13 protein-coding genes are annotated in these 13652 nt (G+C 36.2%); 4 read left to right on the top strand and 9 right to left on the bottom strand.

Features of this window, described 5'->3' with window-relative positions:
- Window positions 1-55 precede the first annotated feature (55 nt).
- Complete coding sequence (locus tag EL194_RS07860) at window positions 56-580, top strand: hypothetical protein (protein WP_013853004.1); 525 nt, start codon at window positions 56-58, stop codon at window positions 578-580.
- A 50-nt stretch (window positions 581-630) separates the two neighbouring features.
- On the opposite strand, the gene EL194_RS07865 is transcribed toward EL194_RS07860, so the two are convergent.
- From EL194_RS07865 to parE, 9 genes are all read right to left on the bottom strand, one after another.
- Window positions 631-1308 carry a 5'-methylthioadenosine/adenosylhomocysteine nucleosidase gene (locus EL194_RS07865; protein WP_003773760.1) on the bottom strand — a complete coding sequence of 226 codons (678 nt, stop codon included), beginning with the start codon at window positions 1306-1308 and terminating at the stop codon, window positions 631-633.
- Window positions 1305-1976, bottom strand: a complete 672-nt coding sequence (locus EL194_RS07870; RefSeq protein WP_003773763.1) for a class I SAM-dependent methyltransferase — start codon at window positions 1974-1976, stop codon at window positions 1305-1307. The genes EL194_RS07865 and EL194_RS07870 overlap by 4 nt, the downstream gene beginning before the upstream one ends.
- Complete coding sequence (rsfS, locus tag EL194_RS07875) at window positions 1957-2295, bottom strand: ribosome silencing factor (protein WP_003773765.1); 339 nt, start codon at window positions 2293-2295, stop codon at window positions 1957-1959. The genes EL194_RS07870 and rsfS overlap by 20 nt, the downstream gene beginning before the upstream one ends.
- Entirely contained in the window at window positions 2288-3298 is a 1011-nt protein-coding gene (gene nadD, locus EL194_RS07880; RefSeq protein ID WP_003773768.1) for a nicotinate (nicotinamide) nucleotide adenylyltransferase, read from the bottom strand. The genes rsfS and nadD overlap by 8 nt, the downstream gene beginning before the upstream one ends.
- Window positions 3295-3579 (bottom strand): YhbY family RNA-binding protein, encoded by a 285-nt coding sequence (locus EL194_RS07885; protein ID WP_003773770.1) that lies wholly within the window; start codon window positions 3577-3579, stop codon window positions 3295-3297. Before EL194_RS07885 ends, nadD begins: the two co-directional genes overlap by 4 nt.
- Window positions 3579-4601 (bottom strand): GTPase, encoded by a 1023-nt coding sequence (locus EL194_RS07890; RefSeq protein WP_003773772.1) that lies wholly within the window; start codon window positions 4599-4601, stop codon window positions 3579-3581. The genes EL194_RS07885 and EL194_RS07890 overlap by 1 nt, the downstream gene beginning before the upstream one ends.
- A complete protein-coding gene (purB, locus tag EL194_RS07895) occupies window positions 4591-5895 on the bottom strand; it encodes an adenylosuccinate lyase (protein ID WP_003773774.1) in 1305 nt (434 codons plus the stop codon). Before purB ends, EL194_RS07890 begins: the two co-directional genes overlap by 11 nt.
- A 100-nt stretch (window positions 5896-5995) precedes the next feature.
- Window positions 5996-8464, bottom strand: coding sequence for a DNA topoisomerase IV subunit A (gene parC, locus EL194_RS07900; protein WP_003773779.1), 2469 nt, complete (start codon window positions 8462-8464; stop codon window positions 5996-5998).
- A complete protein-coding gene (gene parE, locus EL194_RS07905; RefSeq protein ID WP_034886570.1) occupies window positions 8454-10364 on the bottom strand; it encodes a DNA topoisomerase IV subunit B in 1911 nt (636 codons plus the stop codon). The genes parC and parE overlap by 11 nt, the downstream gene beginning before the upstream one ends.
- A gap of 145 nt (window positions 10365-10509) precedes the next feature.
- Between parE and plsY the strand changes: the two genes are divergently transcribed.
- The 3 genes from plsY to EL194_RS07920 all read left to right on the top strand — a co-directional run bounded on the left by plsY (window position 10510) and on the right by EL194_RS07920 (window position 13623).
- Window positions 10510-11112 (top strand): glycerol-3-phosphate 1-O-acyltransferase PlsY, encoded by a 603-nt coding sequence (plsY, locus tag EL194_RS07910; RefSeq protein WP_003773783.1) that lies wholly within the window; start codon window positions 10510-10512, stop codon window positions 11110-11112.
- 100 nt (window positions 11113-11212) lie between these two features.
- Complete coding sequence (locus EL194_RS07915; protein ID WP_003773786.1) at window positions 11213-11929, top strand: ABC transporter ATP-binding protein; 717 nt, start codon at window positions 11213-11215, stop codon at window positions 11927-11929.
- The gene (locus tag EL194_RS07920) at window positions 11926-13623 is read left to right on the top strand and encodes a hypothetical protein (protein WP_003773788.1); all 1698 of its coding nucleotides are present in this window, start codon (window positions 11926-11928) and stop codon (window positions 13621-13623) included. The genes EL194_RS07915 and EL194_RS07920 overlap by 4 nt, the downstream gene beginning before the upstream one ends.
- The last annotated feature ends 29 nt before the right edge of the window (window positions 13624-13652 follow it).

Here is a 13652-nt window from a genome sequence, read left to right on the forward strand (position 1 = left end):
TTTGATTTTCTGTCTACAAAGTGCTATTCTTTTATTGGCTACGTTAGGAGGAAATATGCGAAAACGAATTATTCTAATTGCGTTTACTGCAGTTGCACTCGTATCTTTATTTGTCGTTTTATACGATCAATTTAAACCAAAAACAAGTGCTCTAACGCTGCGTGCCGGTATGCCTAAGAGCGAAACGGTTATTAAACTTAATGAAATCCAGACTTTTTTAAATGATAATCCAGGACAACACGTATTTTTACTCAAAGATAGTGATTCTGATTCTGATTATGTTGAAGATGCCTTACTAGCTCCTTTAACAACAGAACAAGAAGTACGTCCCACACCGGAAATCATTTCAATTGATATGTCTGAAGCTCAAAACATATCTGTAACACGCTTAAAACAATTATTGGGTGTTGAAAAATATCCAGCATTTGTCGTAATTGAAGCTAAAAAGGATAAAGTAGATGTTAAATCTACACTCGTCTTCAAACAAGACAACCCCTTTACAAGCGACGATCTGAAAACATGGTTTTTTGATAACGGTCTTTGGACTGGTCCTTATGGAATTGAAAACAAAAAATCATAAACAATTCAAATCAAAAGAGAAAACGTACAAGGTTAACTTGTACGTTTTTTTTATAGATTTAGAATAAATGCCTGACACAACGCTGCACTCACTTTACTTGCTAACGGTAAGTACTGTTCGAAATCAATGTCATTTTCTGGGTCATGCGTAACATCTGATAGGCCTCTTAATACTATAAATGGTGTTTGGCTACGATGACACACATGTGCAATCGCAGTTGCTTCCATTTCAACACAAATTGCATCTGAAAAGTGTTTTTGAATATTTAAAAATGCTTGTGATGATTTTGTAACAAATTGATCTCCGGAAACGATAAGACCGACATGATAACGTTTTTCCATACTCTCAAGCGTTTTCTTGGCAGTCTGGAAAAGATTTGCATCCGTTTCAAAAATAAATCGTTTATCTGTCTGTGTACCTGGACCAATATCAAGATCGTGATATTGAAGGTGTGTAGCAACAACCATATCCCCGTGCTTTTGATCTGATTTTAGACCCCCTGCACTTCCAATATTTAGTACAATATGTGGCTTGTATACTCCGATTAAGGAAGAAGCGGTGTATGCTGCATTAACTTTACCAACACCACTTTGCGCTACAATGACTTCTTGATTAGAAAGAACACCCGTATAAACATCAACACCCGATACACGAGTGGACTTAACATCTGACATCAATGATGTTAATGCGAATACTTCTTCTTGCATAGCACCAATAATTAAAATCATATGCGCTCCTTTGTAATGACAAACATTACTTTTTCGCCTTCAGAACTGATACCAGCTTGGTTAAAATCAGTATAAGTACTTACTGAATAACCATGTTTTTCGTAAGCATCAATAAGAATTTGCGGATCAAAAACCCATTGATATACACTGTCAAATGTTCCATCTAGAAAGTTAATGACATGTACTAAATGTGAACCATCAACTTCAATTTGATATGCGTAATCAAAGGAATCCGTTGATCCTTCTTCATAATAATCATCCGCAAATTCATTCAAACGGTATGGATGATGACAATCCAAAATAATGTGTGATGAAAGTGTTACACTTTGATCCACAAACTTCAACAAATCATCCTCAGTAAGAATGTAATTAAGACTATCACCTACGCATACTAGCGTGTCATAAGTTTTTTCGTCATTGTAGGTTAAGAAATCCCCTTGTACCATCTTTGACGATAATTCAGGATATTTTTCATAACCGAGAGCAAGCATTGAATCATCGAGATCAACACCTTTAACATCATACTGTTCATTAAGTTCATTCAGTAAATCGCCAGTTCCACATGCCAGTTCTAGTAGTGACGTTCCAACAGCATGCTTTATGATAAATTCTTTATATAACTGAGTTCCTTCTTTTGAAGCAAAAAGACTATCGTAATACGTTTTCATCGATATAGTCCTGATAAAGTTTTTCTAAATTGTAATGACCACGTTCCTCAGTTAAAAATAAGTGGACAACAACATCATATGCATCAATAAGAATCCATGTTGATCCATGTTGACGCTCAATACTACGGATTTTATATCCTTCTTTTTTAATTGCAACTTCTACAAACTCAGCGATCGCATTAATTTGACGTACACTGGGTGCATCCGCAATTACAAAATAATCACAGAGTGGATTTTCTCGTTTAAAATCAACTGTTACAATGTCATTTGCCTTTTTCTCATCAATTGTTTTCACAATTACATCTAATAAATTATTCATTATGTCTCCTTAAATAGGCATCTTGTGCCTTTTTTACTTCTTTAAACCCATCAACTAAGTTTTGTTTTGATAATGCTATTAGGGGCTCACTGTCATAGCCTCTACCCCGTTCACATTTATCTGCAATATATAAAATCATTCCAATTTTGTTTGTTGATACGCCATTAACATGTCCTCGAATCGCATTCAAAACCTGCTTATCTCGAACATAGTATTTCTTTGATAGCTCCGAAGCCGCTGCAAATCCGTGATAAAATGCCGGGTGCAATCCGACAAGACTTGGGTAATTCGCATTCATGGTATTGAGTAAATCTTCTTTCGAATCTTCCTTACATAAATCGTGAATCATGCAAGCAAGTGTCACCCTGTCTTTATCAACATTATGAACATCAGCTAACTCTAAAGCAACTTCTTTAACTCTCAATACATGATCATACCGCTTTTGAGAAACTCGGTTTTTTAATATCTCATCCAGATATATACCATATCCAGTCATGTATTGTAGAACGCGTGGTGAAGTCGTAGTAATCAATCCCTTTCGGATTTCTGTCGAACTTATTGGTAAAACAGGACCCGTAACAATTGGAAATTGAGATTCAATATTGAAATCTCGAGCATATATGATGAATTGAATCATTTGATTTAATAAGTCATATTCTTTCCATTTATTTAAAGTGGGTAATTGATCCGAACCAATTAACCATTCAAATTCGCAATCCTGATTCTGTGCCTTCAGTATTCGAACTGTATCAATTGAATAGGAAGGCAAAGGCAATTTGGATTCAAGATCAATGACTTTCATCTTGTGATAAGGCTTAATCATCAATTGAACCATATTTAAACGATGATGAAAGGCAGAACTTCCGACTTTAAAAGGATTCTGTGCACTTACAATAAACCATAGTTCATCAGCATTACGTTGTTTTAGGGCATTTTTTGCCATTGTTAGATGACCATCATGGATGGGATCAAAACTTCCCCCAAACAAGATTATTTTTCTCAAACTTTGATGCGTCCGTTTTTACTGAATCGATAGAAAACCGCAACACGCCCTATTTTACTTACTAAATCACAACTAAAACGGTCTTCAAACGCTTCAACTGCTTCTAATATGGTAACATCAGAATTCTTTTGAATACTTACTTTCACAAGATTATGAGCTAACATGGATGTTTCAAAGGTTTCATATACAGTCTCCGTTAATCCATTTTTTCCAATAAATACGGTTGTTTTCTCCTCATGAGAAATTCGTTTTAATTCTTTTTTTTGATCTTTACTTAACATTAAATGATCGCCTTTCTGATTACGACTTCAGCTTCTTTATCGAAACTTGTCTCTAATTCTTTTAATTCACCTTGAATACTAATAAATCCAACATCGAAAATCTCGATATCAATATGCTTATCGGTCACAGGCCACTTTTTCTTACGATAAGAAGGATTTTGAATCATAAAATCATGTTCTAACTCAAAATTAGCTTCAAGTCGTTCCGGTTTAATTCGTTTTAATTCAAATGGAAGATAAGATACCACATGAACTTGTGATTTAGGACTTACCGTAATGGCCCCTAAATTCCCAATCATAATTGTTTGCTTTTCATACAATTGATACACTGCTGGCTTGAGCGTTTTTTGAGGTGCTAACATCACAAGGTTCTCATCTGTAAACTTGGTTAATAAGTTTGTTTCATTACTTAAGCCTGGTGTATCATAAACATCATAATTTTCTGTCTCAATATGCAGCACATCCGCGGTTGTGGAAGCTACTGGGGATACTGATAGATCATTTTTACCCATAAGTGCATTAAGTAATGATGACTTTCCTGCATTGACACATCCTACAAATGCACACGGTGCATCCTCTAAGTAAGGATTCAACGATTCAAGTGTATTCTTTTTCAGAGCAGAAACGAAAACAATATCCATCAACGAAACATCTTCATCTTTTAATGAACGCATGATTGCATTTGTAAGTTTGTTATTTGAAACAGACTTCGGCAGAAGATCACGCTTATTGACAACAAGCACAACACTCTTATTTCTTAAAGCACGAAGCAGTCCTGTATGCATACTTTGATTCAGATGCATGATATCTAAAACCCATAAAATATGGCCTTCAAAACGCTCAATAAACTCAAGCGTAGTCCCATCATTAACATCTGCTTTAACACGTTTAAAATCACGATAGTGTTTTAAACGAAAACACGACTGACAATAATCATTTTCAATTGCCTTCGCATAACCGCGTCCCATTGTATCTTCAGTTTGTAATACTGAACCACAACCAACGCATTTTTTATTTTCCATATATATTTACCCTTTCAAAAATGGTATCTACTCTTCTTAAAAAGTAGTTTAAATCAAAACACTGTTCTAATTGTTCTTGAGTCATCAATGTTAATACGTTACCGTTTTCAATAAGCACGTCTAAGAATGATGTATGCGTATTGTAAGCCTCCATTGCAAGGGGCTGGATTAAGTCATACGCTTCTTCACGACTTAGACCTGCTTTATCAATCAATGTAGTCATTACACGTTGCGCAAAAATAACACCGTGTGTCAAGTTGATATTATCCACCATTTTGTCTTCATAAACAACTAAATTCGCAACAATTCGTGTAAATCGATGCAACATATAGTCTAATAAAGTAATTGCATCCGGAAAAATAATTCGTTCTGCACTCGAATGTGATATATCACGCTCATGCCATAACGCCACATTTTCAAACGAAGTAAGCATATATCCACGAATTACTCGTGCACATCCTGCCATATTTTCACTGCTTATTGGGTTACGCTTATGTGGCATTGCCGAAGAACCTTTTTGACCTTTATTAAAGAATTCCTCAACCTCCCCCACTTCAGTACGTTGAAGATGACGAATTTCCGTTGCGATTTTTTCAATGCTGGTTGCAATCATTGCAATCGTTGACATGTAAAATGCATGACGATCCCTTTGCAACACTTGCGTTGAAATATGTGTTGACGTAATGCCTAATTGAGAACAAACATAATCTTGAACAAAAGGATCTGTATTCGCAAAATTCCCAACAGCGCCACTTATTTTACCCGCTTCTAAATCTTTACGAGCAGCTTGAAATCGACCAAAATTTCGATTCATTTCATCATACCAAAGCGCAAATTTTAATCCAAAACTCGTTATATCGGCATGAATTCCATGTGTTCGTCCAATACAAGGGGTATCCTTATACCGTATTGCTTGTTGTCTTAATACTTCGATAAAATCCACAAGACCTTGTTCTAAGATATCATTTGCTTGCTTATAAATATAACCATAGGCTGTATCCACAACATCCGTACTCGTCAATCCGTAATGAATCCATCGTTTTTCATCACCTAGTGTTTCACTTACCGCTCGTGTAAATGCCACAACGTCATGACGTGTTTCAGCTTCAATTTCATAAATACGATTGATATCAAAGGAAGCATTTGCTTGCAATGCTTTCAGATCGTTATCTGGAACTACACCCAGTTGATTGAATGCTTCTGCCGCATGAATCTCAACTTTGAGCCATGCCTCAAAACGAAACTGATCGTTAAAAATTGTTTTCATTACATCTCTTGAATACCGATTAATCATAAAACCTCCTAATTGAAATAATAAAGTCTGGAAGTATACAACCGCCAGACTTGGTTTTGTAAGGTCGAACGTAATAACTCTACCCTACAATTATACATAATTATAAATCAAGTTTCAAAGGTTCAGTAACGCTTTTATCTTCTACTTTAGGAATTGCAACTTTCACTACATGAACAAGAGGTCTCAGTATTGAGAAATCTTTCTCCGTAGTTACCGTTGAGAAGGTAGCATCTGCAGACATAATCGGAACATCTTTGATTGGAATAATTGAAGTATGATCATTATAAATTAAAATATGATCTTGAATATTTCCAACAAAAAGTTCAGCCAAGCAATGTGGGTTACTCTTAACCATTTTCACAATAGAGGTTCCTTGCGTTGCACGATTGTTTATCGCAATATCTTGTGCTTTGATCCGTTTCATTTGGAATCGATCGGATACAAAGACAACTTCTGACTCATCCGATAAGCCCATAGTAGAGACTACACGATCATTAAGTTTCAGTTTCATTCCGATAACACCTTTAGCACGCAGGCCAATAGGATTAATCTCAGCGAGATCGAGGCGCATACATTGACCTTCTTTACTTACTAGAAGCAAGTGTTCGTCATTCGAAGTTATAACCGCACCCACCAATTCATCATGCTTACCTAACTTCATGACGTCATAAAGTCGATTTGTACGTTTAACTTCTAGTTCGGAAATCGCTGTTTTCTTAATCATACCTGATGCAGTAGATGTCACGATAAAACGATATGTATCAAATGATTTTAACGTAAAGACACTAATGATTTTTTCGTTTGGATCGCATTTCATGTATTGATTAATATGTGAACCTGTATCGCGCCAACGGGCTTCATCAATCTCGTGAACAAGAATCATGCCATATCGGCCTCTTGAAGTTACAAAAACGAGATAATCAGTCGTTTCAACTTCTGAACTGAATACAGGCATATCTTCATCCATAAGCGCAATCACATCTTTTTGACTTGACCCATATGATCGTAAGGAAACCTTTTTCAGATATCCGTCACGCGATACAGTTACCATAACAGCTTCATTTGTAATAAGACTGAGATGATCTACTTCCAACTCTGAAATTTCTGCTTCAATTACAGATCTGCGTGGTGTATCAAACGCTTCTTTTATTTCCATAAACTCTTTAACAATCATATTATTCAACATATCGATATTATTAATAACAAGATCCAGATATTCAAGCTCATTTGCAAGTTTCGCAAACTCATCACGAAGCGCATTAATATCTGTCGATGATAAACGATAAAGCTGTAAATCAACAATCGCAGTTGCTTGAGCTTCAGTGAATCCAAACTCAGCCATGATATTATTACGAGATTCAGATCGGTTATTTGAACTACGAATTACTGCAATAATTTCATCGAGGTTTGAAGTTGCTTTCATAAGACCTTCAAGAATGTGTAAACGTTTTTCTTTTTGTTCATAGCGATACTTACTTCGATTTAAAACAACTTCTTGTCTAAATTTTAAATACGCATCAAGAACTTCTAAAAGACCACAAACCTTCGGACGTTGGTCTACAATCGCAACCATATTGGCATTGTAATAAACTTGAAGTTCCGTGTATTTATAGAAGAGGTTTAGGATACTTTCGACATTTGCATCCCGTTTACAGTCAATAACAATTCGTAATCCCGTACGGTCCGATTCATCTCGAACATCCATAACATCGCCAAATCCCTCACTGGCTTTCGTAAATCGTAATTCGTCAATTTTTCGAACGACATTCGACTTAATTACCTCATAAGGTAACTCGGTAATAACAATTTGTTTCATGCTTTTATTTTCAACAATCTCTGCCTTAGCACGGACTACAATACGGCCTTTACCTTTACGAATGATATCCTCAATGCCTTCTTGTCCTTGAATAATTGCACCAGTTGGAAAATCAGGACCTTGAACCATCGTCATAATTTCTTCAACACTACAATTCGGATTATGTAAACGATAGATTGAAGCATCCATAATTTCATTAAGATTAAACGGCGGAATGTTGGTTGCATATCCTGCGGCAATCCCTGTAGAACCGTTTACCAAAAGGTTTGGATAACGAGCAGGTAATACAGATGGTTCTGTCGTCATATCATCAAAGTTTAATACAAATGGAACCACTTCTTCATCAATGTTTTCTAAAAGTTTTTGTGATAGCTTTGAAATACGTGCTTCCGTATAACGCATAGCAGCTGCAGGATCATCATCAATACTCCCATTGTTCCCTTGCATATCAATGAGCGGCATGTTCATCTTCCAAGATTGTGACATACGAACCATTGCCTCATAAACAGAACTATCTCCATGAGGATGATAATTACCAATTACAAGACCAACTGTTTTTGCGGATTTACGATAAGGTTTATCGTAGAAGTTTTTATCATGGAACATCGCATACAAAATCCGACGTTGAACCGGTTTTAATCCATCACGTACATCTGGGAGCGCACGTTCCTGAATTATATATTTTGAATACCTACCAAACCGTTCACCAACAATGTCTTCGATAGGTAACTTAATTAATGAATCATGCGACATGTGGATCCTCCTCTAACGTAAATGCGACATTTTGTTCAATCCATTCTCGACGAACATCAACTTTATCTCCCATAAGTACTGAAACGCGCTTATCTGCAACTAAAAAGTCATTAATTTGAACTTGAATTAATGAACGCGTTTCGGGATCCATTGTAGTTTCCCATAGTTGATCCGCATTCATTTCACCAAGTCCCTTGTAACGTTGCAATTCAATTTTACCGTATTGTTTGCGGAATGCATCTAATTCATCTTCTGTATAAGCATAATGAACGTTCTTTCCGGATTTAACACGATAAAGAGGCGGTTGCGCAATATAAACATACCCCGCTTCAACAAGCGGACGCATATGTCTGAAGAAAAAGGTTAATAACAATACTTGAATGTGGGCACCATCGGTATCCGCATCGGTCATAATAATGATTTTGTTATAGTTACAATCTTTTAATTCAAAATCTTTACCAACACCTGCACCAACACAATGAATGATGGTATTGAGTTCTTCGTTTTTAAGAATATCTTCAAATTTTGCTTTTTGTGTATTCAGTACTTTTCCCCGTAAAGGTAAAATAGCTTGGAATTTACTATCACGGCCTTGCTTCGCACTACCACCAGCAGAATCCCCTTCGACTAAATACAATTCATTTTTATTTTTATTTCGTGTTTGCGCATTCGCAAGTTTCCCTGATAGAATGCGTTCAATTTTATTTCGCTTTCCATTACGTGCTTGTTCTCGTGCCTTTCGAGCAGCTAAACGAGCATGGGAAGCTTTTTGTATTTTTGTAATAATTTTTGTAGCTTCTTCGTGATGAACATCTAAATAGTAAGGTAGTTGTTCCGAAATAACTGCATCCACAACACCTTTCGCAACGGGTGTTCCTAATTTACCTTTGGTTTGACCTTCGAATTGTAGTAAATTTTCTGGAATACTTACAGAAAGGATAACTGAAAGCCCCTCCCGAACATCATTCCCCTCAAAATTCTTTTCTTTATCTTTAAGAAGGTTATGTTTACGTGCCCATTCATTAATAACTTTTGTAAATCCTGAACGGAAACCCGCAACATGGGTCCCCCCATCATGAGTGCGAACAAGGTTAACATAAGAGTAAGTATCTTCGTTATAGCCTTCATTATATTGCAACGCAATCTGCACTGAAATACCTTGATCTGAACCATTTAAAAGGATGACGTCGTTTAGAACTTCTTGATCCTCATGAATGTATTCCATAAATGCTTCAAGACCTTTTTCGTATCGATACTCACGCGTTACATTGACACGCTCATCCGTAACAATAAACTGAATTCCTTGCAGTAAAAAAGCACTTTCTTGAACACGTTCACAAATAGTATCAAAACTAAATTTTGAATTTTTAAAAATCGTTGGATCTGCTTTAAAACGAACACGGCTACCTATTGGACCACGATCACTTGTTTTTTTTAGTGGTTCAATTTCTTTACCACCATTTCTAAAAGTCATATTATAGGTTCCGTCTTTACGGAAGACACTTACATTAACTTCTTCGCTTAACGCATTCACAACAGATGCACCAACACCGTGAAGACCTCCACTTGTTTTATATCCACCCGCTTCGGAAAATTTCCCACCGGCATGAAGCACAGTAAAAATGACCTGTAATGCACTGACTCCACTCGTGTGTGTCTCAATCGGCATTCCTCGACCCTCATCTCGAATCGATACAGTCATATCATCTTCTATATTTAAACGAATTGTCGTCCCATAACCATTAAGGGCCTCGTCAATCGCATTATCCATAATTTCCCATACTAAATGATGCAAACCACGTGAATCGGTAGATCCAATGTACATCCCAGGGCGTTTTCTTACAGCTTCAAGACCTTCTAGAATTTCAATACTTGATGCTGAATAATTTTGTGTACTCAAGCTCTCCAACTCCTCTCAACGTGTATTATATCATGACCTCATGATTATTTGAGTACTAAAAGTTGAACCATCATGAAAAGTTCTTTTAACTAAAGTTCTTTTAACTTTGGCATTGAACATGGTAAAATGATTTTGAGGTGAATTTATGGAAATATTATTAGCAAGTGTCCTTGGGTATCTCTTAGGATCAATTCCCAATGCGTTAGTCATTGGGAAAGTATTTTTCAATACGGATATCCGTGAACACGGTTCTGGAAATCTTGGGGGAACAAATGCCGGTCGTACACTCGGTGCAAAAGCTGGTGTTGCAGTTGCGATATTGGATGTCTTAAAAGCAACCATTGCTATGGTTATTACCAATCTAGTCTTCCCAGAAGCAACTATTTACGCTGGATTTTTCGCTACTTTGGGTCATTGCTTTCCAGTGTTTGCTAAGTTTAAAGGTGGTAAGGCTGTTTCAACCGCAATGGGATTTTTACTTGGAATATCAATTCTTGTCACAAAAAGACCTGTACTTCATTTTATAGTTCCAGTACTTATATTCTTTGCAGCGCTGTATCTATCTAAAATGGTTTCATTATCTGCCATGATTTCAGTTACGACAGCAGTCGTGATTCTTGGCTTTACACAGGAAAATATTCAAGTTACAATTGCTTTCGCAATCATTGCAGCAATCGTTATCTATCGACACCGATCAAACATTCAGAGAATTCTTGACGGTTCCGAACGAAAAATTACATGGATGTAGAGGGAAAGTTTCCCTCTATTTTTTTATAGAGCTGGTGAAGATATTGAAAATAGTGAAAATAGTGATATAATTGAACCATATTATAATCAAGGAGAAAAATATGATTAATATTAAGAATGTTACGAAAACTTATAATGGTACCCATAAAGCCGTTGATGATGTGTCCATTCAAATTAATTCTGGTGAAATCGTTGGATTTATCGGCCCCAATGGCGCTGGTAAAACAACGACTATTAAAATGCTGACAGGTATCTTAGCTCCGGATTCCGGATCTATTACACTTAATGACTTGAGCATCCGTGATCAACCCATCGAAGCAAAACAACAATTTGGATACGTTTCCGATGACCCAAATGCATTTTTAAAATTAAAAGGTATCGAGTATTTGAATTTTATTGCCGACATCTACAACATCAATGAATTGGACCGTCAAAAGCGTATTCAAAACTATACCCAGCTCCTTGGAATGGATAAGGCTTTGAATGATAAACTCTTATCTTATTCTCATGGTATGCGTCAAAAAATAATGGTAATTGGAGTGCTTCTTCATAATCCGTATTTATTAATTCTTGATGAACCGCTAACCGGACTAGATCCACAATCTTCCTATATTTTAAAAGAAGCAATGCGTGAGCACGCAAATCAAGGTGGTGCCGTCTTTTTCTCAACTCATGTTCTTGAAGTAGCTGAAAAATTGTGTGACAAGGTCGTTATCATCAATCATGGTCAAATTGTTTATACTGGGACTCTAGAATCCCTCAAATCAAACTATAACCAATTATCGCTTGAAGAAATCTTCTTGGAGCTTACAAAATGAATCGAATTCTAACACTGACCAAAACGATGTTGAAAACAACGACCTATGACTTTACACAACAACTTTCAACAAAGAAAAAAAAGAACTCCAAGTTTATGATTCTATTATTTGCTTTTCTTTTTATCTATCTTGGGGGGATCGTCTTTTATCTTTGGAACACACTTATTAAATCTGCTGTTTCATTAGGACAACCTGGCATCGCAATTCACACATTATTCGCAAGTGCAAGTGTCTATATATTAATTATTGGTATTCTTATCGTTCCAGGTATATTCTATTTTTCAAAAGATATTGAACGATATTTAGTACTTCCGGTTAAAGCTTCAGATATTTTATTTTCAAAATTTATTACTAGTTTAGTGACAATGTACGTCAGTGCAGCCGTTATTTTTATACCCTTTGCTCTTGCATATATTGTGAACATTAAACCGGATCTATTTTTTATAATTCGTTTTATTCTCAGTTCACTAATGATACCCATCATTCCATTCACACTATCATTAGTATTCATGATTCTCATTTTGACCTTTATTCCCTTCTTTAAGAATAAGGATGTCTATACTTATGTTTCTACATTCCTTGGTGTTGTACTTGGTCTTGGCATGGCCTATCTTGGCCAAACATCCGGAACCGGAGGCGCTGATTTTTTAGCTAATATTATGGCGAGCATCGCTTCAGGAGATAATGCTTTATTAAAGGTACTCAACGGTGTCTTTCCTACGATTCCTTTACTTTCTCAAGGCGTCGTGTATGCTGATTACGGAAAAATGATATTAGGCATTGTAGTGTCTATTTTAAGCCCTTTCTTGCTCGTAACACTCGTTCAAAAGTTGTACTTCAAAGGAGTTATTGGCATTGATGAAGCCAGTTCTAAAAAAACTGTATTAACATCGGAGGCCTTTCAAAAATCTACAAAACAAAGATCCGCACTACGCTCAATTATGCGATATGATATTCGAAACATTCTTCGAACACCAACATTTACCACCAATTATTTTGCGGGACTTATTATTATACCGGTATCTTTTGTCATTCCACTAATTATAGGTATATCCAAATCACCTGTCTCAATTACGGAAATCAACCAGACACTACAGGAAATTATGAACACCAATTTCTACAGCCAAGCCTTTTACGTTAAATTTGCATTAGTATCTATAATTGGTCTTCTGATTTCGTATTTTATGGCAAATGTCGGTATGATAACCGCAACATCCATTTCCCGTGAGGGTCGTACCCTCCAACAATTCCGAGCAATGCCACTTGATTTTATGACCCTAATTCACGCCAAAATTCTAATTGGTTCAATCATAACGGTCATTCCGACTTGGATTATCGGCATTCTAGTCGCTAGTTTCCTTAAACTAAATATCGGGTATATATGCCTTTTTATCATTAGTTCCTTCTTAGGTTCCATCCTTTCCAATACAAGTGCTATCGTCTTGGATGTACTCTCTCCAAAATTAATTTGGGATAATGAAACACAAGCGATCAAACAAAATTTCCTCGCTGCGGTTCCCCTTTTCTCTTCTTTCTTGATTATCGGAGGATTCGTATTTGCATCCCTTAAATATAATCCAATTCATGTAATCTATGTATTTGGTGTACTTCTTATGATTCTCAGTGTTCTTGTGTATCAATTAATAAAGAAACTGGTTCATAAAAGACTTCCACAAATTATTGAAACACTCTAATAAAAAAACCTTAAGACCGAAACACACGT

This window comes from Erysipelothrix rhusiopathiae (assembly GCF_900637845.1).
Classification (GTDB): Bacteria; Bacillota_I; Bacilli_A; order Erysipelotrichales; family Erysipelotrichaceae; genus Erysipelothrix; species Erysipelothrix rhusiopathiae.

What these genes read in the sequence shown, in the direction of transcription:
- plsY (WP_003773783.1), top strand. Translation starts at nt 10,510, where the DNA reads ATGGAAATATTATTAGCAAGTGTCCTTGGGTATCTCTTAGGATCAATT.
- EL194_RS07890 (WP_003773772.1), bottom strand. Translation starts at nt 4,601, where the DNA reads ATGGAAAATAAAAAATGCGTTGGTTGTGGTTCAGTATTACAAACTGAA.
- EL194_RS07865 (WP_003773760.1), bottom strand. Translation starts at nt 1,308, where the DNA reads ATGATTTTAATTATTGGTGCTATGCAAGAAGAAGTATTCGCATTAACA.
- parC (WP_003773779.1), bottom strand. Translation starts at nt 8,464, where the DNA reads ATGTCGCATGATTCATTAATTAAGTTACCTATCGAAGACATTGTTGGT.
- EL194_RS07870 (WP_003773763.1), bottom strand. Translation starts at nt 1,976, where the DNA reads ATGAAAACGTATTACGATAGTCTTTTTGCTTCAAAAGAAGGAACTCAG.
- EL194_RS07915 (WP_003773786.1), top strand. Translation starts at nt 11,213, where the DNA reads ATGATTAATATTAAGAATGTTACGAAAACTTATAATGGTACCCATAAA.
- rsfS (WP_003773765.1), bottom strand. Translation starts at nt 2,295, where the DNA reads ATGAATAATTTATTAGATGTAATTGTGAAAACAATTGATGAGAAAAAG.
- EL194_RS07920 (WP_003773788.1), top strand. Translation starts at nt 11,926, where the DNA reads ATGAATCGAATTCTAACACTGACCAAAACGATGTTGAAAACAACGACC.
- purB (WP_003773774.1), bottom strand. Translation starts at nt 5,895, where the DNA reads ATGATTAATCGGTATTCAAGAGATGTAATGAAAACAATTTTTAACGAT.
- EL194_RS07860 (WP_013853004.1), top strand. Translation starts at nt 56, where the DNA reads ATGCGAAAACGAATTATTCTAATTGCGTTTACTGCAGTTGCACTCGTA.
- EL194_RS07885 (WP_003773770.1), bottom strand. Translation starts at nt 3,579, where the DNA reads ATGTTAAGTAAAGATCAAAAAAAAGAATTAAAACGAATTTCTCATGAG.